The organism is Curtobacterium oceanosedimentum (assembly GCF_040545555.1).
Taxonomy (GTDB): Bacteria; Actinomycetota; Actinomycetes; order Actinomycetales; family Microbacteriaceae; genus Curtobacterium.
In genome coordinates this window covers 38,358-59,867 of record NZ_JBEPMD010000015.1, presented here as the reverse complement: position 1 = coordinate 59,867, position 21,510 = coordinate 38,358, and the positions used below count along the sequence as shown (strand labels likewise).

The following is a 21,510-nucleotide window of genomic DNA, read 5'->3' as shown; positions in this document are numbered from 1 at the left end:
GGCGCGGCTGCGAGCCGTCGCCCCCGGTGCGCAACGGTGGAGAACCGGCTCGCGAGGCGCGGCTGTGCAGGAACGCGTGGCTCAGGCCTCGCTCTCGACCGCGACGACGAGCGACAGCGGCAGCGTCCGCTCCACGTCGACCGCGGTGTCCCGGCCGCGGACCCGTCCGGCGGCGACCGACGTCGGCACGATCGACATCGGTCGCTCCGACCCGTCCGGCATCCGGACCGTCAGCCGGATCGGCGTCTTCCCGCGCACCGCCAGGTCGATCTGCCGCCCGAGCCACTCCTGCTCCGGCTCCGCGTCGCCACGCTCCGTCGTCAGGCGCAGCCGTTCCACCAGCGCGTGCGCGGCCTGCTCCGGCGTGCGGCCGGCGCCACGTCGACGGCCGGGAGGCGCGTCCTGCGCCACCGGGCGTGCCGCGGCCGTCAGCACGGCCGGGTACCGCTGCTCCTCGAGCGCCGCGTGGACCACGTGCGGAGGGTGCGGGGCGGTCAGCGTCGACAGGTCGACGCGCTCCCAGGTCAGCTGCCGCAGCTCGGCGTCGACCCCGACGAGGTCGAGCTGGTCCGGCGTCCCGTGCACGACCGCTCCGCGGCCGTCCGGTGCTACGTCGACCACGAGGCCACCGTCGCGGGAGGCCACCTGGTCGACGAGGTAGGTGAGGGGCTGGGGCACGTCGGTCGCCGAGAGCCGCTCCAGCAGTGCGAGCAGCTCGTCGCGCGTGCTGCCCGCCCGGAGGGCCCGGCGCACGGAGTCCTCGGAGACGCGGTAGCGCGCGGCCAGCCCCGGCGCCTCGAGGTCGGCGACGGTGCGCAGGGCGTGGTCGTCGGCCGGCGACAGCGGACCTGGGGCGATCACCGTCAGGTCGTGCTGCAGGTAGACGCCCTCGACGGTCGGCGGCAGGTCCTCGGCCGCGGCGGCGGCGTCGCCCTCGAGGACCGCGCGACCCGTCGCGGTCACGGTGCCGTCGACCGCGAGGCCGAGGACCTCGGCGGTGCCGGCGACGTCGAGCAGCACAGCGTCGAGCCAGCGGGCTCCGGCCGGGAACGCCCACCGCCCGACGGCGACCAGGTCGTGCAGGTCGTCGCCCGCCGTCCGCAGCACGTCGTGCACGGCCGGGTCGAGCGAGTGCCACCACCGTCCGGCGAGGTCGACCCAACGGTCCGGCCACGCCGCCACGAGCCAGGTGCGACCGTCGGGCGTCACGGCCCAGCGGCCCTCGCCGGGATCGGCGAGCCCGGTGCGGTCGAGCAGGGCGAGGCTGTCCGGCACGACGTCCGGGTCGGCGCCGACGCGCTCACCGAGGGTCCGGGCGAGCGGCGTGCCGATGCCGCCCTTGACGAGCTCGCGGACCTCGCCCGCGTCGACCGCCCGCAGCAGCTCGGCGAGCACCGTCATCGTCGTGAACGCGTGCTCGGCTCCGGTCGCACGTGCGCGGTCCTGGTCGGCCGCCTGCTCGTCGGGCGTGGCGGGTCGGACCGGCGCCGTGCCTCCCGGCCGGAGGTCCGCGAGCCCGGGCCGACCCGCCAGGCGTGCGGCGACCGCGTCGTCGACGACGCCCTCGTCGTCGGCCAGGCCGAGCGCGACCGCCGGGGCGAGCTCGCCCGCGTCGGTCGTTCCGTCACGGAGCGCGAGCAGGGTGGCCCGGGGCAGGTGCTCGAGTGCGGCGTCGACCGCGTCGTCGGTGCGCAGCGCCTCGGCGAGGTCGAAGAAGTCGGCGGCGTGCTGCGGGCCGGAATCGGCGAGGACGGCCGTCGGCAGGCGGCGGGCGACGACGAGCCGTTCCAGCTCGTCGTCGGGCATCGCGCGCAGTCGAGCGGCGAGGTCTGCGGTGGTCGTCATCGTCCGCCGCCTCCGGTCCGCGCCGGTCCTCAGCGTGCCGACCGGTTCTCGCGGGCCCGCTTGGCCCACGTCAGGCCGAGCAGCACGAAGACGAGCACCATGCCGACGGGGAGTCCGACGAGCGGGATCGCCATGATGACCGGCCACGGCATCGATCCGTTGGCGCTCGGGACGGTCAGCCACATCACGATCATCGCGACGATGCAGAGGAGCGCGGCGATGAAGACGCCGCCGATCATGAACCCGAGGACGCGTTCGGTACGATTGAACGTCACCGGGGTGTCCGCGGAGTCTCGCGTGTTCCCGGTGGATCGGGTCGGCTTGGCCATCGACCCAGGATATCCGACGCACCACGGCCGTTCCAGACCACGAGGAGACCACGCATGCCCACCGGCAAGGTCAAGTTCTACGACGACCAGAAGGGGTTCGGGTTCATCACCGGCGACGACGGTGAGCCGGTCTTCCTGCACGCGTCCTCGCTGCCGGACGGTGTGACCTCGGTCAAGGCCGGGACCCGCCTGGAGTACGGGGTCGTGCAGGGCAAGAAGGGCTCGCAGGCGCTGTCCGTGCGGCTGCTCGAGCCCGCGCCCTCGCTCGCCAAGATGTCCCGCCGTTCCGCCGACGACATGGCGGTGATCGTCGAGGACCTCGTGAAGGAGCTCGACCGGATCAGCGGTGACCTGCGCCACGGTCGCTACCCGAAGAACGGCGAGCGCCTCGCCGCGATCCTGCGCCACGTCGCAGACCAGCTGGACGCCTGATGGTCGACCACACGGAGCTCGCGCGGAAGGCGCTGCTCGAGGTCACCCCGGAGTCGACGGTCGGCCAGCCGGTCGGCACCGTGGACGAGGGCGACGGCGTCGTCTCGGTCCTGTTCTCCAACCGGATGCCCGGCTACCCCGGCTGGCGCTGGACGGTCTCGATCGCGCAGGTCGAGGGCGACGAACCCACCGTGCTCGAGGTCGAGCTGATGCCCGGCGACGGGTCACTGGTCGCCCCGGACTGGGTGCCGTGGGCGGACCGGATGGCGGAGTACCGCGCCGGGCAGGCAGACGAGGACGACGAGTCGGACGACGACGAGTCGGACGACGATGACGACGAGGACCTCGACTACGAGGACCCGGACGACGACGAGACCGACGACGACGTCGCGGACGACGACGACGACGAGTTCGAGGACGACGAGGACGACCTCGCCGAGTCCGACGACGACGAGCTCGACGGTGTGGACGTCGACGCAGCGGACGACTCCGAGGACACCGACGACACCGACGACGAGGTCGCCGAGGCTCCGGCTCCGGCGCGCTCCCGCGGCTCGCGCCGGCGGGCGTCCCGCGTCCGGCCCACCGACCCCGACGAGGACCTCGAGGTCGACCGGCTCGACCCGTCCGAGACGGACCCGGAGCGACACGGCGCCTGACGCCCCCTCCGCAAGACGCAACGAAGGCGGTTCCTCACAGCGGTACGACGCTGCGCGGAACCGCCTTCGTTGCGTTTCGCGAGGGCGGAGCGGCTCTCGGGCTCAGCCGCGCAGCTCGCCGATGACGAAGTCGATCGCGCGGACGAGCTTGGCGACGTCGTCCGGGTCGATCGCGGTGAACGTGGCGACGCGGAGCTGGTTGCGGCCGAGCTTCCGGTACGGCTCGGTGTCCACGATGCCGTTCGCACGGAGCGTCGCGGCCACGGCCTTCGCGTCGATCGCGTCGTCGAGGTCGATCGTCGCCACGACCTGCGACCGGTGCGCGGGGTCGGTGACGAACGGGGTGGCGTGCTCGGAGGCCTCGGCCCAGTCGTAGATCGTCGACGACGACGTCTTCGTCCGGGTGTCCGCCCATGCCAGGCCACCGGACTGGTTGATCCACGAGACCTGGTCCTCGAGCAGCAGCAGGGTCGCGAGCGCCGGGGTGTTCAGTGTCTGGTCGAGGCGCGAGTTGTCCACGGCGTTCTGCAGCGAGAGGAACTCCGGGATGTACCGGCCCGAGGCGGCGATGCGCTCGACGCGCTCGATCGCGGCGGGAGAGAACAGCGCGAGCCACAGACCGCCGTCCGAGGCGAAGTTCTTCTGCGGCGCGAAGTAGTAGACGTCGGTCGCCGAGACGTCGAACGCGGCTCCGCCGGCGGCGCTCGTGGCGTCGACGACGGTCAGCGCGCCGGCGTCCCCCGCCGCGCGGACGACCGGTGCCATGACGCCCGTCGAGGTCTCGTTGTGCGGGTAGGCGTAGACGTCGACTCCCTCGACCGGCTCGAGGGCGGCGAGGGAGCCGCCGGGTGCCTCGACGACGTGCGGGGCCTCGAGCCACGGGGTCTTCGTGGCCTTGGCGAACTTCGAGCCGAACTCGCCGAAGGACAGGTTCTCGGCCCGACGCTCGACGAGCCCGAAGGCGGCGGCGTCCCAGAACGCGGTCGAGCCGCCGTTGCCGAGGACGACCTCGTAGCCGTCGGGGAGCTGGAAGAGGTCGGCGAGTCCGCGACGGACGCTGCCGACCAGGTCCTTGACGGGTTTCTGGCGGTGGGACGTGCCGAGGATCGTCGCCCCGCGGGTCACGAGCGACTCGAGCTGCGCGCCGCGGATCTTGGACGGACCGCAGCCGAAGCGTCCGTCGGTCGGGAGGAGTTCGGCGGGGATGACGATGTCTGCCATGTGCCGATCCTAGCCAGCGGTATCCCACCGCCACCGACCCTGCACCGGCCGGACGGGGCGGACCCGGGCCGTGCCTCCAGGCCGTGGAACGCGCCCCGCGGTGCGGTTTCGTCGCACTGCTCAAGTAGGGTGGATCGGGCTGGGCCCAGACATGAGAGGCGGACCGTGACCGATCTCGTCGACACCACGGAGATGTACCTGCGGACGATCCTCGACCTCGAGGAAGAGGGGATCGTGCCGCTGCGCGCGCGCATCTCCGAGCGTCTCGGACACTCCGGTCCCACCGTCTCGCAGACCATCGCGCGGATGGAGCGCGACGGTCTGGTCGTGGTCTCCGGTGACCGCCACCTCGAGCTCACGGGCGAGGGGCGTTCGCGCGCCACGCACGTGATGCGGAAGCATCGACTGGCGGAGCGACTCCTCGCCGACGTCATCGGGCTCGACTGGGCGTTCGTGCACGACGAGGCCTGCCGCTGGGAGCACGTGATGAGCGAGCAGGTCGAGGTCCGGCTGCTCGAGATGCTCGGCAACCCCACGGAGTCGCCCTACGGCAACCCGATCCCGGGGCTCGCGGAGATCGGCGGTCCGGCGGCGGAGCAGTTCCTCGACGGCGTGCAGAACATCGTCGCGGCGACCGACGGCACGGACGCCGTCGCCACCGGTGTCGTCCGGCGGCTGGGGGAGCCCGTGCAGTTCGAGCCCGAGCTGCTCCACCAGCTGCGCACCGCGGGAGTCATGCCGGGCCGTGTCGCACGGGTGCAGCGCGCGGGGGCGTACGTCGCCGTGCGGGTGGACGGCGAGGACGCCGGCATCGAGCTGCCGACCGAGGTCGCGCAGCACGTCTACATCGAGCGGGACTGACCGCCCCAGGCACGGTCCCAGCCGCCGTACCAGTCTGAGAATCGGCACAAGGTGACGAACGTCGACCGCTCCTGATCAGGGGTTCGTGATCGTTCCGTTACCGAACCGTCGTTTCATCTCGACAAGGTAACGACCCGCACGTACACTCGTCGAGTCCCCGGGCCGCCCACGAGGCCCTGGACCCGTGGCAGGACGTCTCGAACCCGTCTCCTGCCTCGATCGGAAACGATGACGAACGGATGGGGTCCGCCCCTCCGCCCTGACCCAGGCGGAGACGGTGACGAGACGCCGGAGACACCACCCTTGACGCAGACCGGTACCGCCGCGGACGGCCAGACGCCCGCGAACCCGACGAACACCGCGAACGACGCCCCGCTCACCCGGCGGGCCGCGCGCCAGACCGAGGCCCCCGCCCGTCGCATCACCCCCGTCCGCGACGCCCCGCTCCCCGGCGGTCGCCGCGCCGCCCAGGCCGCCCGCGCCGCCGAGGCCGCCAAGGCGAGCAGCTCGGCCCGGAAGCGCCGGTTCCTCGCCCCCGTCGTGCTGACGGTCGCCGTCGGCATGTTCGGCACGGTGGCCGTCGCGCCGGCCGTCGCCGCTACGCAGCAGAACGGCACCACCACCGCCGCCGACGCGCAGCGCCAGGTCCGTGCGGCCCAGGCGCAGCAGTTCTCGGTGTCCGACGCCGTGGCCCTCGCCGGGACCTCGCGTGACGGCTTCGGTGCGACCGCGCAGTCCACCCTCGACGCCGAGGCCGCGCAGAAGGCCGCAGCCGAGCAGGCCGCCGCCGCGCAGGCGCAGGCAGCAGCGACCCAGGCGGCGCGTGCGCAGACCGCGAAGCAGTACTCGTCGTACAGCGGCCCGTCCGCGAACCAGATCGCCTCGAGCGCGGCCGCCGCGAACACCCCGTTCTCGCTGCCGGCCGTCGTCGCCACCGCGAAGCAGTACATCGGCACCCCGTACGTCTTCGGTGGCGCGGACCCGTCCGGCTTCGACTGCTCGGGCTACATCATGTACGTCTACGCGCAGTACGGCATCAGCCTGCCGCACTCGGTCCCGCTGCAGGACGCCGCGGGCACCACGATCCCCGAGTCGCAGGCACAGCCGGGTGACGTCGTGGTCTTCAACGACGGCTCGCACGACGGCTTCTACATGGGCAACGGCATGATCATGGACGCGCCGAAGCCCGGTGGTTCCGTCTCGATCCGCCCGATCTGGACGAGCAGCTACCACATCGTGCGCTTCGGGATCTGATCCCCGACACCCGCGCAGCGGCGACGACGAGTGTGTCGTTCCCGTGAACACTCCCGGAAACCGGTCCGCACACCCTCGTGTCGGGCCGGTTTCCGACGTAGCCTGGTGGTGCACCGGTCCGATCCGGCCCGAACACGGGAGACCTCATGTCAGCGTTCCGCACGACCCGCACCACGGGTCGGCGCGCGCTCGTGGACATACGGTCGACCGCCCCCTGCGTGCACCATCACGCACCTGCATGACGAGAGCACTGCCCATCCGGGTGGTGCTCTTCGTGGTTCAGGGCGTGGTCGCAGGTCGCGGTCCCCTGTCGACGTCGATCGGCCCGACGCACCCGCAGCGCCTGGAAGCCGTCCAGGCACCGTCGGAAGGGAACCCATGCGCACTCTCGTCCTCAACGCCGGTTACGAGCCCCTCGCGGTGATCTCGGACCGACGGGCCCTCGTGCTGGTCATGAACCAGAAGGCCGCCGTCATCGCCGCAGACCTCGACCACCCGGTCACGGGGTCGTCCGCGAGCTTCGACCGTCCGTCCGTCATCATCCTCACGCACTACGTGCGCATCCCGCACGCCCGGCTCGTGCCGGTCTCACGTCGCGGGGTCCTGCGGCGTGACGCCAACCGCTGCGCGTACTGCGACCGGCACGCCACCACGATCGACCACGTGCAGCCACGGTCGCGCGGCGGCCAGGACTCGTGGGAGAACCTCGTCGCCTGCTGCCTGGCGTGCAACAACACGAAGGGCGACCGCACGCCGCAGGAGATGGGGTGGCGACTGCGGTTCCGGCCGAAGGCGCCCCACGGGGCGTCCTGGGTGGTCCGCGGGATCGAGCGCCCGCAGTCGGAGTGGGACGAGTACCTGGTGGCCGCGTAGCGGCGGCTCGCGCCGCGACGGACGGGAGGCGCGTGGCGGCGCCGCCACGCGCCTCCCGTCCGTCCCCGGTCGCGCTGGCGTGCGCGCGGCTGCTTCCGTGAGTGGTGCACCCGGTCGGAACGGGCGTGCCTGGTCGGAACGGGCGTACCCGGGCTTCCCGAACGACCAGGTACGCCCGATTCCGCTTCCCATCGCGCGCGTGATGGGAAGGAACGGGCGGGCGTAGCGTGCGAGCCATGAGCGAGACGCCCGTGATCGACGACGCCACGATCGAGGACCTCCGAGCCCGACTCCGCGCCACGCGGTGGCCGGACGTGCCAGCCGGCACCGGGTGGTCGCTCGGCGTCGACGTGGACGAGCTCCGGCCCCTGGTCGAGTACTGGGCGGACGGGTTCGACTTCGACGCACACCGGGAGCAGCTCGCCGCGCTGCCGTCCGAACGGCACGTCGTCGACGGTATCCGGGTCCACGTGCTGCATGCGCGATCCGGTCGTCCCGATGCCCTCCCGCTGCTGCTCGCCCACGGCTGGCCGGACTCCGGGTGGCGGTACCGCAAGGTCCTCCCGATGCTCGTCGCGGCCGGGTTCGACGTGGTCGTGCCGGACATGCCCGGGTACGGCTTCTCGGACGCGCCACCGCGGGTGCTCGACGCCCGCGAGGTCGCGGGCATGTGGGCGACGCTGATGACGGACCTCGGGTACGAGCACTTCGCGGCGTCGGGTGGTGACATCGGGACGCACGTCGTCCGCTACCTCGCGCTCGACCACCCCGACCGGGTCGTCGCCGCGCACCGGATCGACGGCGGTCTCGCCTGGCCGGGGATCGACACCTGTTCGTTGTCGCCGGCCGAGCGGGCCTTCGTGCAGGAGACCGACCGGTGGCGGACCGCCGAGGGCGCCTACGCGATGATGCACCGCACCAAGCCGCAGACCGCCGCCGTCGGACTCACCGACTCGCCCGCGGGCCTCGCCGCGTGGATCGTCGAGAAGCTCCGGTCGTGGAGCGACTGCGGCGGTGACCTCTGGTCGCTCTACACGCGGGACGAGGTCCTGGCGCTGCTCACCGAGTACTGGGCGACGGCGACCATCGGCTCGTCGATGCGGATGTACCACGCGAACGCCGCGATCCCCGCCGCGCAGCTGAGTCGGCGGGTGGAGGTGCCGTCGGGGTTCTCGGTGTTCCCGGGTGACATCGTCCGGGCACCGCGGGAGTGGCTCGAGCGGACGACGAACCTCGTGTACCACCACGAGCTCGACCGGGGCGGGCACTTCGCGCCGTTCGAGCAGCCGCAGTTGTTCGTGGACGAGGTCTGCGCGTTCCTGGAGCCGTACCGCGGGTCGATCCGCCGCTAGAGTGGACGGGCCAGCCTCTGTAGCTCAACGGAAGAGCAGTTCCGTCCTAAGGAAACGGTTGGGGGTTCGAGTCCCTCCAGGGGCACCAGTCATCGTCGGGGGTTCGAGTCCCTGCAGTGCCTCCGAGGGGCACCAGTCGTCGTCGGGGGTTCGAGTCCCTGCAGTGCCTCCGAGGGGCACAGCAGGTCGGACGCGAGCCGATCGATGCGGGTCGATGTACCGACTGGACTCCCCGTACGATTGACCCCGTGTCCAAGGTCCTGAGCAGTCTCCCCGTCGGCGAACGAGTCGGCATCGCGTTCTCCGGAGGTCTCGACACCTCCTGCGCGGTCGCCTGGATGCGCGAGAAGGGAGCGGTGCCCTGCACGTACACGGCCGACATCGGCCAGTACGACGAGCCGGACATCGACGCCGTCCCGGGCCGCGCGAAGGAGTACGGCGCCGAGATCGCCCGCATCGTCGACGCGAAGAGCGCCCTGGTCGAGGAGGGCCTCGTCGCCCTGCAGACCGGCGCCTTCCACATCCGCTCCGGTGGCAAGACCTACTTCAACACGACGCCGCTCGGCCGCGCCGTCACGGGCACGATGCTCGTCCGTGCGATGCGCGAGGACGGCGTCGACATCTGGGGCGACGGCTCCACCTACAAGGGCAACGACATCGAGCGGTTCTACCGCTACGGCCTGATGGCGAACCCGCGCCTGCGCGTCTACAAGCCGTGGCTCGACACCGAGTTCGTCGAGGAGCTCGGCGGCCGCAAGGAGATGAGCGAGTGGCTCGTCGCCCGGGGCTTCCCCTACCGCGACTCCACGGAGAAGGCGTACTCGACCGACGCGAACATCTGGGGCGCCACGCACGAGGCCAAGAGCCTCGAGGAGCTCTCGAGCGGCCTGGACATCGTCGAGCCGATCATGGGCGTCGCCGCCTGGCGTGACGACGTCGAGGTCGCCACCGAAGAGGTCTCGGTCCGCTTCGAGGCCGGTCGTCCGGTCGCGATCAACGGCGTCGAGTACGCCGACGCCGTCGCGCTCGTGTACGAGGCGAACGCCATCGGTGGTCGTCACGGCCTCGGCGCCTCGGACCAGATCGAGAACCGCATCATCGAGGCGAAGAGCCGCGGCATCTACGAGGCGCCGGGCATGGCCCTGCTGCACATCGCCTACGAGCGTCTGCTCAACGCGATCCACAACGAGGACACGGTCGCGGCGTACCACAACGAGGGTCGCCGCCTCGGTCGCCTCATGTACGAGGGCCGCTGGCTCGACCCGCAGTCGCTCATGCTCCGCGAGTCGCTGCAGCGCTGGGTCGCCTCCGCCGTCACCGGCGAGGTCACGCTCCGCCTGCGTCGCGGCGACGACTACACGATCCTCGACACCACGGGTCCGGCGCTGTCGTACCACCCGGACAAGCTCTCGATGGAGCGCGTCGGTGACGCAGCGTTCGGCCCGGACGACCGCATCGGGCAGCTCACGATGCGCAACCTCGACATCGCGGACTCGCGCTCGCGACTCGAGCAGTACGCCGCCGCCGGGCTCATCGGCGGCGCGACGGGCGAACTCGTCGGGCAGCTGCAAGCGGGCGAGGCCGAGGAGATCCTCGGTGGGGCCGTCGTGTCCAGCGAGGACGAGGCACTCGGCCGCGCGACGGACGCCGCGTCCGAGGGCGCCGCGTTCGACTCCGGGACCGACTGACCCACACCGCACCGACACGAACGGGAGCCCGTGCTGCGCGCGGGGGCTCCCGTTCGTCGTCCGGTGCGGGCGCACGGTACGACACCGCGCGCGTCGATCAACACGTGTGACGTCGGCTCGTGCACGCGCATCCGATGCGTGCGCATCGTGCGACCTCCCGCGCGTCGAACGACGCGTGTCACGTCGCGAACGGCACGCCGACGGAGCAGCCGGCCCGCGACGCCGACGGGCCCCACGACGCAACGGGAGGCGCAGTGCCGTCCGGCACCGCGCCTCCCGTTGCGTCCCGTGGGGGCGTCTACCGCCGCTCGGCCGTCTCCGGACGCTTCTGCCGCCACGGCTCCGCCGGCAGGTCCGGCCCGCCCCACACCTGCACGGCGCCCCATGCCGCGGCCAGGAGCGGCACGGAGATGATCGCGCCGGTGATGCCCGCGAGCACCGTGCCCGCGGTCAGGCCGATCAGGATCACCAGGCCGTGCAGCTTGAGCGTCTTGCCCATCAGCACCGGCTGCAGCAGGTTGCCCTCGAGCTGGTTCACGAGCACCACGATGCCGACCACGATGAGCGCGGCCACGGGGCCGTTCGCGACGAGGGCGACGAGCGCGGCGAGGATGCCCGCGGCGGTGGCGCCGACGATCGGGATGAACGCGGTGATGAACACGACGACGGCGAGGGGGAGTGCGAGCGGCACACCGACGATCGCCAGGCCGACGCCGATGCCGACGGCGTCCACGGCTGCGACGCTCGCCGTTCCGCGGACGTACCCGCCGAGGGTCTGCACGACCCGGTCGCCGACGCGACGGGCGCGCTCGTACCGGGCGCCGGTGAACGGACGGAGGAGGAACTCCCAGATCGCCGGGCCGTCCTTGAGGAAGAAGAACAGCACCACGATCATCAGGACGAGCCCGGTCAGGAAGTTCGCCGTGGCGGACGCCCCGGCCAGGGCGCCGGAGCCGAACTGCGAGCTGGTCAGGAAGCCCTGCACGCCGTCGACGACCTGGTCGACCTGCTGGTCGGAGATTGAGAACGGCAGGTGGGCGACGGTGTCCTGCAGCTGCTGGAACCCGCTGATCGCGGACTTCTGCAGGTCGGGCCACTGGGCGATCACGGCGACGACGATGAGCCACCCGACCAGGCCGAGGACCACGAGGACGCCGAGCAGGACCGCGAGGGTCGCGAGCACCGACGGCACCTTGTGACGACGGAGCCAGGACACGACCGGGTGCATGGCGGAGGCGATGATCAGGGCGAGGAGCACCGGGATCGTCACGACGCTCAGGGTCGCGGCGGCGTAGACGATGCCGATCGCGATCACGAGCACGATGATCACCTGCAGGCACCGGGTCGCCAGGCTCCCGAACCCGTCCGTCCACTTGCGGGTGAGTGGACCTGGTGTCGCGTCTGCGGGGGTGGTGTGGTTGCCGAACAGGGGCATGGGGCTCCTCGGTGGTGGTGCGGAGCCTCCACGCTACCGACGCAGCCGACCCGCGGCCGGTGACGTCCGGGGACGCCGCTAAGCGCATCGACCTGGACGCGCTCCGACCTCGCTTCTACGCTGGAGTCACCGGGTTCACTCACAGGGTCCCGTCGTCACGATGCCCTCGCGGTCTGCGAGGTCTGGCACAGCGGGACGACCCGGTCGGATCCGAGGTGAGCAACACCTCGATGAAGGGCTGGTCCTCATGACCGCCACGTACCCGTGCTCCACGCACCTCGACTTCCCGGCGGGGCACACCCGCACCCCCGTCTCGACCTTCTCCGCCACGACCCTGCAGGTCCTCTCGTGACGCCCCGCCCCACCGAGGACTGGCACCGTCACGGCATGCGCTCCCCCGACGAGGTCGCCGAGCTGATCGCCGACCGCGTCGGTGGCACCTCCGACGCCGCCGTGCCCGTCGGCGCCGAGCACGACGAGCCCTCGTACGCGGACTTCCTCGGCGAGCAGGTCTGACGCGGCGAGCAGGTCTGACGCGGCGAGCAGGTCTGACGCGGCGAGCAAGTCTGACGCGGCGAGCAAGTCTGACGCGGCGAGCAGGTCAGCAGGTCTGACGCGGCGGCCCGGCCGCCAGGCCTGACGTGACGACCAGGCCCGCCGCGGTCCCCCGGACGGGGGACTCGCGGTGCGGCGCACCTGCGTGCATGATCCTCCGCAAGGGCTCCGTGCCCCGTCCCGTCTCACCAGCGGGACCCCGGATCAGGGAGGACCCGACGTGCACGACCACGACACCCATCCGTTCGACCGTCACGTCGGCCCGCCGCACGTCGAACGCTTCCGGCTCACCCGGACCGACGAGATGCTGCGCGTGATCTGCACGTGCGCGATCGGCGCCGACCACGACAACACCATCCGGCACCCCACCACGCCCACGGTCGCCTGAGTCCAGCGGGTGAACGGCAGCCGCGTGCTCCCGGTGAATCCGGTCCTGCGCGCAGGAGCAGCGGGATAATCGACGCGTGCGTGAACTCCAAGCCACCATCGCCGCGGACCTCGACGTCCGGCCGACCATCGACCCCGAGCAGGAGGTCGCCCGCCGCGTCGCGTTCCTGCGCGACTACCTGACCACGACCGGCGCGAAGGGCTACGTCCTCGCGGTCAGCGGCGGCCAGGACTCGACGCTCGCGGGGCGACTCACCCAGCTCGCGGTCGAGTCCCTGCGCGCCGAGGGCCGCGAGGCCGAGTTCGTCACCGTCCGGATGCCGTACCGCGTCCAGGCGGACGAGGACGACGCGCAGCTCGCCCTGCAGTTCATCGCGGCCGACCCGGGCATCGTCGTGAACATCGAGCACGGTGTCGACGGCGTGGTCCAGGACACCTCGACCTCCGGCGTCGCGCTGAGCGACTTCGTGAAGGGCAACGTCAAGGCGCGCATGCGGATGGTCGCGCAGTACGCCGTGGCCGGACAGCGTGGGCTGCTGGTCGTCGGTACCGACCACGCGGCCGAGGCCGTGACGGGCTTCTTCACCAAGTACGGCGACGGCGGCGTCGACCTCACACCCCTGACCGGACTCACGAAGAGCCAGGGGCGGCAGCTCCTCGAGCACCTCGGTGCGCCGGCACGCCTGTACGAGAAGGCGCCGACGGCCGACCTGCTCGACGACCTGCCCGGCCAGACGGACGAGGCGAACCTCGGGCTGACCTACGTCGAGATCGACGCGTACCTGCAGGGGCACGACGTGCCGGACGAGGTCGCCGAGGCGATCGAGGCTCGGTACCGCGCGACCGAGCACAAGCGTCGCGTGCCCGCGACGCCCTTCGACAGCTGGTGGCAGCAGGGCGCGTAGGCGCGCTCCGCGGAACCACACGACGGGAGGCGCGGTGCAGGTCCGACCTGCACCGCGCCTCCCGTCGTGTCGCGGTCGGGATCAGCCCCGGTCGCGCCCGTCGTCGTTGCGTCGCTGCTGGGCGCCGGCGTCCTCGCGGGTGTCGTCGCGGCGGTCGTCGCGGGGCTCCGTGACCGCTCCGCCGTCCGCCGACTCCTGCGGCTGACCCTGCAGCGCCTCGCGCTCAGCCGCCAGTCGCTGCTGCCAGACGACACTGCGTGCTGCGCCCTCGAGCACGTCCTCGACCTTGCCGCCCGTCTTGGCAGCGAGTGCCCCGCTCAACCCGGCCGTGAGCGTTCCGCCGGCCGCTGCGAGCCGCTCGACGACCTCCTCCTGCCGGGGCGTGAGCGGCTCGTCGACCATGCTGTCGACGGTCTCGCGGATGTTCTCCTCGCTGGCGTCGAGCGAGGCGTCGTCCCCGGACTGCAGGGCGGCGGCCTCGCCGACGATGACGAGTCCGAGCCGTGCGGCGTCGTCCTCGGGACGGGGGCGTTCGTTCTCGTCGGTCATGGCGGGGACGCTACGCCCCGGCCGGTGTGCGACCGTCAGCCCGCTGTCCCCCCCGGTTCCTCGTTCGTGTCCCGGAACGACGAACGACCCCGGACCGTCTCGGTCCAGGGTCGTTCGAGTCCGTACCCGGCGCCCCCGCGTCGGTCAGCGGAACGCCGAGGCGATCAGCGGCGCGCGCCCCGACCGGCGAAGCGGGTGTAGAGGAACAGCACGATGACGGCACCGATGATGGAGCCGATGATGCCGGCCGGCTGGAAGAAGCCGTCCATCGGGTCGTGCTGGAAGATCAGGAAGCCGAGGAAGCCGCCGACGAACGAGCCGATGATGCCGAGCACGATCGTCATGAGGATCGACATGTGCTGCTTGCCGGGGATGATGAGCCGGGCGAGGGCGCCAGCGATGAGGCCGATGATGATGAGGCTGATGATGAGACCGAGCACGGTGTCCTCCTTGTGTCAGACCCGCCGCGGTCCGGGGGTGTCCGCGGTCGTGGTCGGCCCCGATTGAACTCCGGTCTTCCCCAGCGTGTTCACAGCCTGCGTGGAGGCGCAGCCTCGGCTGCCGGTCAGACCGCCCCGGTGGCCTCGAGCTCGGCCTGCAGTTCGGCGTCCGAGGGCTCGACGAAGTGCTTGCCGTTCGGCAGCACCACGACGGGGATGTTCTTGCGGCCGCTGATCGCCTCGGCACGGTCGGCTGCGGAGAGGTCGGCCTCGACGTCCACGTAGTCGTAGTCGACCCCGAGCCGGTCGAGGAGCGCCTTCGACCGTCGGCAGTCGCGGCACCAGTCCGCGCCGAACATGGTCACCTTGTCGAACGTCGCATCAGTCATGTCCTCACAGTACGTCCGACGGCAGCCGGACATTCCCGCGGGCCGCCGTCGTCGACACCGGGCCGACCCTCGCGCCCCCTACGATGGCCCCATGCCGCAGCGACCCGACCCCGAGCGGGCCGCCTGGGCCTCCGCGGCCGTCCGCCGCTTCGCCGCGGCGACCAACCTGCTCGTCGCCGGCCGGACCGTCCGCGTGCTCGGCGGCGACCCCCGCGACGCCGCCGCGCTCGTCGCGCTGCTCACCGGGCTCGGCGCACGCACCGCCACGGGCCGGGACGCCGCTGATCCCGAACCGGTCGACCAGCTCTGGTGCCTCGGCGACCCGGACGAGTCGACCGTCGCCGTCGAACGCGAGGCAGACCGCCCGCGCGGCAGCACCCTCGTGGTCGTGGACGCCGGCCGGTACGCACCCGCGGTCGACGAGGACGCCTTCGGGCCGGTCGCGCCCGCCCGCCCGGGCGTGCTCGCCGTCCCGACGCACTCCGACGACGTCTTCCTCGTGTCCACGGGACGGGAACCGGAGGACGACCCGGCCGCTGAGGCGCGCATCCGCTGGGCTCGCCGGCACATGCCGGTCGCCCGCACGATCGCCGCGGGACTCCGCGACGGCGGACTGCTCCGCGGCACCAGGGTCGGCGTCGCGATGGTCCTCGAGCCGAAGACCGCCGTGCTCAGCCTGCTCCTGCGCGACGCGGGTGCCGAGGTCGTCGTGTACGCCCACGCCGACGAGACCGACGACGCGGTCGCCGACGTGCTCCGCCGTGCCGGGTTGCCGGTCCACGCGGACAGCACCGCGTCGCTCGCCGAGCAGCACCGCCTCGCCCTCGCGATGCTCGACACCCGCCCGCACGTGCTGCTCGACGACGGCTCGCACCTGATCCGTCTGGCGCACCAGGAGCGGCCGGAGCTGCTGCCGACGATGCTCGGCGCTGCGGAGGAGACGACGAGCGGCCTCCGGCCCCTCCGCGTCATGGCCGACCGCGGAGCGCTCGGCATCCCGGTGGTCGCCGTGAACGACGCCCGCGCCAAGACGTGCTTCGACAACCGGTTCGGCACGGGTCAGTCGACGGTGTTCGCGACCCTCGACCTGGTCGACGCGCTCCCGTCCGGCGCGCACCGGGTCCGGCCGGGAGGCACGGCGGTCGTCGCCGGCTTCGGTCCCGTCGGCGAGGGGGTCGCCCAGGTCCTCGTCGCGCTCGGCTTCCGGGTCACGGTCGCCGAGGTCGACCCGATCCGCGCCCTGCAGGCGCGCTTCGCCGGGCACGCGGTCGCACCGCTCGTCGACGCGGTCCGCGATGCCGACCTCGTGGTGAGCGCCACCGGGGTCGCGGACACCGTGGACCACGAGGTCCTGCGGGCCTGCGCCGCCGGAGCGGTGGTGTCGGTCGCCGGTGGTGTGGACGACGAGGTCGCCCTGACCGTCGCGGACGGCGCCGGCGCGGTCCGGACGACCGTGGCGCGGCACGTGGAGCGCCTGACCTGGCCGGACGGCCACCACGTGCTCGTCCTCGCCGGCGGCAGCGGGGTGAACACGAGCGCGGCCGAGGGCAACCCCGTCGAGATCATGGACCTGTCCTTCGCGGTGCAGCTCGGCGCCCTGCGGATGCTGCTCGAGCGCGGTGACGAGCTCCCGCGCGCCGTCGTGCCGGTCGATCCGGCCGTGGACGAGGCGACCGCCCGCGTCGCGCTCGCCGCCTGGGGGAGCCGGGTCGCGCCTCCCGGCCGGATCGCGGAGCAGCCCGCCGACCGCGAGCCGGACGTCCGGACGCACCGCTTCGGGACGCCCCGGTGACGGCCACGTCGGTCGTGGTGCACTCGGCGCGCGTCGTCGTGCCGATGACGGCACCGCCGATCGCCGACGGTGCAGTCGCGGTGCAGGACGGACGGATCCTGCACGTCGGCGACCGCTCGTGGGTGGTCGACCAGCTCGACGCCGCCGGACGCCCCTGGACGGAGCGCCGCTGGCGGGGCGCCCTCCTGCCGGGTCTCGTCAACGCCCACACGCACCTGCAGTACACCGGCATGTCCGGTGTCGGCCAGCGGCAGTACGAGGGGTTCGAGGACTGGGCGGCCGCGTTCAACGTGGACTACGCGCTCCCGCACGACTGGCGGGCGGAGGCGTCCGCGGGTGCCCTCGCGTCGATCGCGGCGGGCGTCACGAGCATCGCGGACGTGGTGACCGACATCGAGGCGGCCGACGTCCTGCAGCAGCACGGCCTCGGCGGCATCGCCTACTGGGAGGTCATGGACTGGGAGAACGCGGCGTGGGAGTCCCACGGGCGCGCCCAGGTGCTCGACGAGCTCGCCCGCATCCCGACCACGCCCGGAGCCGGGCTGTCGCCGCACGCGCCGTACTCCCTCGACGTCGCACCGCTGCTGGAACTGCCGGACATCGTGCGCCAGCGGGGCCTCCGCCTGCACCTGCACCTGGGCGAGGCGGCGTTCGAGGGGGAGCGGGTCGCGCTCGGGCCGGTCCCGGGGCTCGAGGGGGTCGACGGCATCGGGCACACCGCGGACTGGCACCTGGCGAACGTGCCGTCCTTCCGGGCCATGCGCGCGCTCGGGTTCGGCGCCAGCGCCACCGCGTTCGTCGACCGCCTGGGGGTGCTCGGACCCGACTGCCACATCGCGCACGGCGTCTACGTCACGGCCTCGGACCGGGCGCTGCTGCGGGCGCGCGGCACCGCGGTCGCGCTCTGCCCGCGGTCGAACGCCGTCATCGGCCTCGATCCGCCGCCCGTGGCGGACTACCTGCGCGAGGGCAGTCCGATCGCGATCGGCACCGACTCGCTGTCGTCGTCGCCGTCCCTCGACCCGATGGCCGACGTCACGGCGCTGCACCGGATCGCCCGGGCCCAGGGCTACGGGCACCGTGACCTGCACGAGCGGCTGCTCGCAGCGGCGACCCTCGGCGGCGCCCACGCGATGGGTCTCGCCGTCGGGCCCGACCGCGTCGGACACCTGGCCGTCGGGGCACGTGCCGACCTGGCCGTGTTCGACGTCGACGCCCGGACCGTGCCCGATGCGCTCGCCGAGCTCGTCGAGGACGGGGCCGGCCGCGTCGTCGCCACGGTGATCCGCGGCGTCGTGCGCGCCACCGACGGCACCGTGCACCCGGCGGCGCCCGCTGCCGTCCCCGCGCTCGCGCCCGTCCCTGCTCCCGCTGGCGTGCCTGCGCCGGCTGCCGTCCCTGCTCCTGCTGGCGTGCCTGCGCCGGCTGCCGTCCCTGCTCCTGCTGGCGTGCCTGCGCCGGCTGCCGTCCCCGACCCCGTCCGTCCCCAGGAGGAACGATGACCGACACCGCACCCCGCCCCGGCATGGTCGCCCGCCGCACGGTCGGCGGCGACCTGATCGAGTGGCTCGACGTCCCGCAGCGCGCGGCCGCCCTCGGCATGGAGCCGCACCCCGAGGGCGGCTGGTACGTCCGCACGTGGACCTCGCCCTCGGCCGTCGACACCCCGGCGGGCGAGCGCCCCGCCGCGACCCTGATCCACTTCCTGCTGCCCCCGGGCGAGGCCTCGGCCTGGCACCGCGTGACGAGCGACGAGATCTGGATGTGGCACGGGCCGGACACCGTCGTGCTCGAGCTCGGCGGGTCCGGCGACCGTCCGGAGCCCGGCGACCGCATCACCCTCGGCCCGGACGCCGGACGGCACCGGCTGCACGACGCCCAGGCCTTCGTGCGCGGCGGCGTCTGGCAGCGCACGCTGCCCGGTGACGGCGAGGTGCTCCTGAGCTGCATGGTCTCGCCGGGCTTCTCGTTCGACGACTTCACGATGGCGGACGGCGCTTCCGCTCCCGAGTAGCGAGCGTTCATCCGCTTCGCGCTGGTATCCCAGTACGAAGTACACTGCGACTGCCCCCGACCCTCCTGACGAAGGCCACCCCGTGACCCGCACCCGCCGTCTCTCCCTCGCCGTCGCCACCGCCGCGGTCGCCGCCCTCGCGCTCGCCGCCTGCTCCGCCGGTGGCAGCACCGGGAGCGACGGCACCGTCACCGACGGCAAGCTCACGATCGCGACCGGCCAGCCGGCGTACTCGCCGTGGGTCGAGGACGACGACCCGCAGTCCGGCAAGGGCTTCGAGTCCGCCGTGGCATACGCCGTCGCGAAGGAGATGGGCTACGCGAAGGGCGACGTCGTCTGGAAGCGCAGCACCTTCGACAGCGCCATCGCCCCCGGCCCGAAGGACTGGGACCTCAACGTCCAGCAGTTCTCGATCGACGCGAAGCGCAAGAAGGCCGTCGACATGTCCACGCCGTACTACACGACCACGCAGGCCGTCGTGACGACGAAGGACTCGAAGGCCGCGAAGGACACCACCGTCGCCGCGCTGCAGGGGGACACCATCGGCGTCGCGTCCGGCTCCACGAGCATCAGCTCCGTGAAGGACGTGCTCGGCGTCACCCCGCAGGTGTTCAACTCGAACGACGACGCCGTGCTGGCGCTCAAGTCGGGTCAGATCGACGCCATCGTCACCGACCTGCCGACCGCCTTCTTCATGGCCGCCGCGCAGCTCGACGACGGCACGGTGTCGGCGCAGTTCCCCGAGGACGGCTCCGGCGACCAGTTCGGCTTCGTGCTGCCGAAGGGCTCCGCGCTGACGAGCAAGGTCGACGAGGCGCTCAAGGCCATGGAGAGCGACGGCACGCTCGCCGACCTGCAGACGAAGTGGCTCTCCTCGGAGACGAACACCCCCGTCCTGAAGTGACCCGGTGACCGCCCCAGCAGGTGCCGGCGCCCCGGTGACCGCCCCGGCGCCGAGCCAGGTCGAGCTCGAACGCCGGCTCTACCGTCGGCAGCGCGGCCGCCGCTCGGTCGTCGTCTCGGTCGTCTCGACCCTCGTCGTGATCGCGGTCGTCTGGCTCGGTGTCGTGAACACCCCGGGCTGGGCTGCGGTGCAGCAGTCGTTCTTCGACCCGCAGACCGCGATCGACACCTTCCCGGCTGTCCTGCTCGGGCTCTGGTTGAACATCCGGATCCTGTTCTTCAGCGCGATCGGCGTCGCGGTGCTCGGGACCCTGCTGGCGGTCGTGCGCGGCCTGCGGAACCCGGTGTTCTTCCCGCTGCGGATGCTCGCCACCGCGTACACCGACCTGTTCCGCGGGCTGCCGCTCATCATCGTGCTGTACCTGGTCGGCTTCGGCATCCCCGGGCTCGGCATCTTCCCGCGGCAGCCCCCGGAGGTCTGGGGCACCATCGCGATCGTGCTGACCTACTCGTCCTACGTCGCCGAGGTGCTCCGGGCCGGCATGGAGGCCGTGCACCCGTCCCAGCGCCTGGCCGCCCGGTCGCTCGGCCTGTCCCACGCCGGGACGCTGCGGCTGGTCGTGCTGCCGCAGGCGATCCGCAAGGTCACCCCGGCGCTCATGAACGACTTCGTCTCGATGCAGAAGGACGTCGGCCTGGTGTCGATCCTCGGCGCCGTCGACGCGGTGCGGAGCGCCCAGATCGCACAGGCCGAGACCTACAACTTCACGCCGTACCTCGTCGCGGGGCTGCTGTTCGTCGTGATCAGCCTCCCGCTCATCCGGGTGACGGACGCCATCGCGCGACGGCAGCAGCGTCGTGAGCAGATCGGGGGGACGGTGTGAGCGAGTCGGTGGTCCTGGAACTGCGCGGACTGCGCAAGACGTTCGGCGAGCACGAGGTCCTGCGGGGGATCGACCTGACCGTGCACCGCCACGAGGTCATCTGCGTCATCGGGGCCTCCGGTTCCGGCAAGTCGACGCTGCTCAAGACGGTGAACCTGCTCGAGGGCATCGACGACGGCGAGATCCTGCTCCAGGGGACGGACATCGCCGACCCGCGCACCGACGTCGACGCCACCCGCGCCCGGATCGGTGTGGTGTTCCAGCAGTTCAACCTGTTCCCGCACATGCGTGTGCTCGACAACGTCACGCTCGCGTCCCGACGGGTGCACGGCATCGCACGGGGCGAGGCCGAGGCCACCGCCCGTCGGCTGCTCGAGCGCATCGGCCTCGCCGAGTTCGCCGACGCGTACCCGGACCGGCTCTCCGGCGGGCAGCAGCAGCGCGTCGCGGTCGTCCGGGCGATCGCGACCTCGCCGGAGCTGCTCCTGCTCGACGAGGTGACGAGTGCCCTCGACCCGCAGCTCGTCGGCGAGGTGCTCGACCTCGTCCGCGAGCTCAAGGAGCAGGGCGCCACGATCCTGATGACGACGCACGAGATGTCCTTCGCGCGGAACGTCGCCGACCGCATCGTGTTCCTGCACCGCGGCGAGGTGGTCGAGCAGGGCGCACCGGCCGACGTGCTCGACCGACCTCAGCACCCGGCGCTCGTCGAGTTCCTGTCCCGCGTCCACGCCTGACCCGGG

At 72.4% G+C, this 21,510-nt stretch carries 23 protein-coding genes and 1 tRNA gene; 17 read left to right on the top strand and 7 right to left on the bottom strand.

What is annotated here, in order from left to right:
• Positions 1-81: 81 nt before the first annotated feature.
• The gene (locus ABIC52_RS14220) at positions 82-1,845 is read right to left on the bottom strand and encodes a helicase-associated domain-containing protein (protein ID WP_209823849.1); all 1,764 of its coding nucleotides are present in this window, start codon (positions 1,843-1,845) and stop codon (positions 82-84) included.
• Positions 1,846-1,874: 29 nt separating this feature from the next.
• Positions 1,875-2,174 carry a hypothetical protein gene (locus ABIC52_RS14215; RefSeq protein WP_126892664.1) on the bottom strand — a complete coding sequence of 100 codons (300 nt, stop codon included), beginning with the start codon at positions 2,172-2,174 and terminating at the stop codon, positions 1,875-1,877.
• 54 nt (positions 2,175-2,228) lie between these two features.
• On the opposite strand from ABIC52_RS14215, the gene ABIC52_RS14210 reads away from it, so the two are divergent.
• Both ABIC52_RS14210 and ABIC52_RS14205 read left to right on the top strand, forming a co-directional pair.
• The gene (locus ABIC52_RS14210) at positions 2,229-2,606 is read left to right on the top strand and encodes a cold-shock protein (protein WP_126892663.1); all 378 of its coding nucleotides are present in this window, start codon (positions 2,229-2,231) and stop codon (positions 2,604-2,606) included.
• Positions 2,606-3,265: a DUF3027 domain-containing protein gene (locus ABIC52_RS14205; protein ID WP_354027637.1), complete on the top strand. Its 660-nt coding sequence runs from the start codon at positions 2,606-2,608 to the stop codon at positions 3,263-3,265. The genes ABIC52_RS14210 and ABIC52_RS14205 overlap by 1 nt, the downstream gene beginning before the upstream one ends.
• Before the next feature lie 102 nt (positions 3,266-3,367).
• Here the strand turns inward: ABIC52_RS14205 and serC are convergent, their stop codons facing one another.
• Positions 3,368-4,486, bottom strand: coding sequence for a phosphoserine transaminase (serC, locus tag ABIC52_RS14200; RefSeq protein WP_126892661.1), 1,119 nt, complete (start codon positions 4,484-4,486; stop codon positions 3,368-3,370).
• 165 nt (positions 4,487-4,651) lie between these two features.
• Here serC and ABIC52_RS14195 point away from each other — a divergent pair, with 165 nt between their 5' ends.
• The 6 genes from ABIC52_RS14195 (at position 4,652) to argG (ending at position 10,514) form a co-directional block, all read left to right on the top strand.
• Complete coding sequence (locus ABIC52_RS14195) at positions 4,652-5,347, top strand: iron-dependent transcriptional repressor DtxR (RefSeq protein WP_126892660.1); 696 nt, start codon at positions 4,652-4,654, stop codon at positions 5,345-5,347.
• A gap of 303 nt (positions 5,348-5,650) precedes the next feature.
• Positions 5,651-6,601: a C40 family peptidase gene (locus ABIC52_RS14190; protein WP_354027636.1), complete on the top strand. Its 951-nt coding sequence runs from the start codon at positions 5,651-5,653 to the stop codon at positions 6,599-6,601.
• Positions 6,602-6,979: 378 nt separating this feature from the next.
• Positions 6,980-7,474, top strand: a complete 495-nt coding sequence (locus ABIC52_RS14185; RefSeq protein ID WP_126892399.1) for an HNH endonuclease — start codon at positions 6,980-6,982, stop codon at positions 7,472-7,474.
• Positions 7,475-7,710: 236 nt separating this feature from the next.
• Positions 7,711-8,826, top strand: coding sequence for an epoxide hydrolase family protein (locus ABIC52_RS14180; RefSeq protein ID WP_354027635.1), 1,116 nt, complete (start codon positions 7,711-7,713; stop codon positions 8,824-8,826).
• 13 nt (positions 8,827-8,839) lie between these two features.
• Positions 8,840-8,914 (top strand) — tRNA-Arg (locus tag ABIC52_RS14175).
• Between the two features lie 160 nt (positions 8,915-9,074).
• Positions 9,075-10,514 (top strand): argininosuccinate synthase, encoded by a 1,440-nt coding sequence (argG, locus tag ABIC52_RS14170; RefSeq protein ID WP_126892401.1) that lies wholly within the window; start codon positions 9,075-9,077, stop codon positions 10,512-10,514.
• A 298-nt stretch (positions 10,515-10,812) separates the two neighbouring features.
• Here argG and ABIC52_RS14165 read toward each other — a convergent pair whose 3' ends face one another.
• The gene (locus ABIC52_RS14165) at positions 10,813-11,949 is read right to left on the bottom strand and encodes an AI-2E family transporter (protein ID WP_126892402.1); all 1,137 of its coding nucleotides are present in this window, start codon (positions 11,947-11,949) and stop codon (positions 10,813-10,815) included.
• Positions 11,950-12,336: 387 nt separating this feature from the next.
• Here ABIC52_RS14165 and ABIC52_RS14160 point away from each other — a divergent pair, with 387 nt between their 5' ends.
• The 3 genes from ABIC52_RS14160 (at position 12,337) to nadE (ending at position 13,796) form a co-directional block, all read left to right on the top strand.
• Complete coding sequence (locus tag ABIC52_RS14160; protein ID WP_274542778.1) at positions 12,337-12,465, top strand: hypothetical protein; 129 nt, start codon at positions 12,337-12,339, stop codon at positions 12,463-12,465.
• Between the two features lie 259 nt (positions 12,466-12,724).
• A complete protein-coding gene (locus ABIC52_RS14155) occupies positions 12,725-12,892 on the top strand; it encodes a hypothetical protein (protein WP_209680277.1) in 168 nt (55 codons plus the stop codon).
• 76 nt (positions 12,893-12,968) lie between these two features.
• Positions 12,969-13,796: an NAD(+) synthase gene (gene nadE / locus ABIC52_RS14150; RefSeq protein ID WP_126892403.1), complete on the top strand. Its 828-nt coding sequence runs from the start codon at positions 12,969-12,971 to the stop codon at positions 13,794-13,796.
• An 81-nt stretch (positions 13,797-13,877) separates the two neighbouring features.
• Here the strand turns inward: nadE and ABIC52_RS14145 are convergent, their stop codons facing one another.
• The 3 genes from ABIC52_RS14145 to ABIC52_RS14135 form a co-directional block, all read right to left on the bottom strand.
• The gene (locus ABIC52_RS14145) at positions 13,878-14,345 is read right to left on the bottom strand and encodes a hypothetical protein (protein ID WP_354027634.1); all 468 of its coding nucleotides are present in this window, start codon (positions 14,343-14,345) and stop codon (positions 13,878-13,880) included.
• Between the two features lie 164 nt (positions 14,346-14,509).
• Complete coding sequence (locus ABIC52_RS14140) at positions 14,510-14,785, bottom strand: GlsB/YeaQ/YmgE family stress response membrane protein (protein ID WP_066656492.1); 276 nt, start codon at positions 14,783-14,785, stop codon at positions 14,510-14,512.
• 125 nt (positions 14,786-14,910) lie between these two features.
• Positions 14,911-15,174, bottom strand: coding sequence for a glutaredoxin family protein (locus ABIC52_RS14135; protein WP_058749273.1), 264 nt, complete (start codon positions 15,172-15,174; stop codon positions 14,911-14,913).
• A gap of 91 nt (positions 15,175-15,265) precedes the next feature.
• Between ABIC52_RS14135 and ABIC52_RS14130 the strand changes: the two genes are divergently transcribed.
• The 6 genes from ABIC52_RS14130 to ABIC52_RS14105 all read left to right on the top strand — a co-directional run bounded on the left by ABIC52_RS14130 (position 15,266) and on the right by ABIC52_RS14105 (position 21,504).
• Positions 15,266-16,966, top strand: a complete 1,701-nt coding sequence (locus tag ABIC52_RS14130) for an adenosylhomocysteinase (RefSeq protein ID WP_354027633.1) — start codon at positions 15,266-15,268, stop codon at positions 16,964-16,966.
• A complete protein-coding gene (locus ABIC52_RS14125; protein WP_354027632.1) occupies positions 16,963-18,468 on the top strand; it encodes an amidohydrolase family protein in 1,506 nt (501 codons plus the stop codon). Before ABIC52_RS14130 ends, ABIC52_RS14125 begins: the two co-directional genes overlap by 4 nt.
• Complete coding sequence (locus tag ABIC52_RS14120) at positions 18,465-18,980, top strand: cupin domain-containing protein (protein WP_354027631.1); 516 nt, start codon at positions 18,465-18,467, stop codon at positions 18,978-18,980. Before ABIC52_RS14125 ends, ABIC52_RS14120 begins: the two co-directional genes overlap by 4 nt.
• An 82-nt stretch (positions 18,981-19,062) precedes the next feature.
• Positions 19,063-19,884, top strand: a complete 822-nt coding sequence (locus ABIC52_RS14115) for an ABC transporter substrate-binding protein (RefSeq protein WP_126892002.1) — start codon at positions 19,063-19,065, stop codon at positions 19,882-19,884.
• A gap of 4 nt (positions 19,885-19,888) precedes the next feature.
• Entirely contained in the window at positions 19,889-20,767 is an 879-nt protein-coding gene (locus ABIC52_RS14110; protein WP_250367976.1) for an amino acid ABC transporter permease, read from the top strand.
• Positions 20,764-21,504, top strand: coding sequence for an amino acid ABC transporter ATP-binding protein (locus ABIC52_RS14105; RefSeq protein WP_126892000.1), 741 nt, complete (start codon positions 20,764-20,766; stop codon positions 21,502-21,504). Before ABIC52_RS14110 ends, ABIC52_RS14105 begins: the two co-directional genes overlap by 4 nt.
• Positions 21,505-21,510: the final 6 nt, after the last annotated feature.

Excerpts from the sequence above, each read along its gene's own strand:
- ABIC52_RS14135 (WP_058749273.1), bottom strand. The coding sequence starts at position 15,174 with ATGACTGATGCGACGTTCGACAAGGTGACCATGTTCGGCGCGGACTGG.
- ABIC52_RS14120 (WP_354027631.1), top strand. The coding sequence starts at position 18,465 with ATGACCGACACCGCACCCCGCCCCGGCATGGTCGCCCGCCGCACGGTC.
- ABIC52_RS14210 (WP_126892663.1), top strand. The coding sequence starts at position 2,229 with ATGCCCACCGGCAAGGTCAAGTTCTACGACGACCAGAAGGGGTTCGGG.
- ABIC52_RS14165 (WP_126892402.1), bottom strand. The coding sequence starts at position 11,949 with ATGCCCCTGTTCGGCAACCACACCACCCCCGCAGACGCGACACCAGGT.
- ABIC52_RS14220 (WP_209823849.1), bottom strand. The coding sequence starts at position 1,845 with ATGACGACCACCGCAGACCTCGCCGCTCGACTGCGCGCGATGCCCGAC.
- ABIC52_RS14185 (WP_126892399.1), top strand. The coding sequence starts at position 6,980 with ATGCGCACTCTCGTCCTCAACGCCGGTTACGAGCCCCTCGCGGTGATC.
- ABIC52_RS14160 (WP_274542778.1), top strand. The coding sequence starts at position 12,337 with ATGCGCTCCCCCGACGAGGTCGCCGAGCTGATCGCCGACCGCGTCGGT.
- ABIC52_RS14145 (WP_354027634.1), bottom strand. The coding sequence starts at position 14,345 with ATGACCGACGAGAACGAACGCCCCCGTCCCGAGGACGACGCCGCACGG.
- ABIC52_RS14180 (WP_354027635.1), top strand. The coding sequence starts at position 7,711 with ATGAGCGAGACGCCCGTGATCGACGACGCCACGATCGAGGACCTCCGA.
- serC (WP_126892661.1), bottom strand. The coding sequence starts at position 4,486 with ATGGCAGACATCGTCATCCCCGCCGAACTCCTCCCGACCGACGGACGC.
- ABIC52_RS14205 (WP_354027637.1), top strand. The coding sequence starts at position 2,606 with ATGGTCGACCACACGGAGCTCGCGCGGAAGGCGCTGCTCGAGGTCACC.
- ABIC52_RS14130 (WP_354027633.1), top strand. The coding sequence starts at position 15,266 with ATGCCGCAGCGACCCGACCCCGAGCGGGCCGCCTGGGCCTCCGCGGCC.
- ABIC52_RS14215 (WP_126892664.1), bottom strand. The coding sequence starts at position 2,174 with ATGGCCAAGCCGACCCGATCCACCGGGAACACGCGAGACTCCGCGGAC.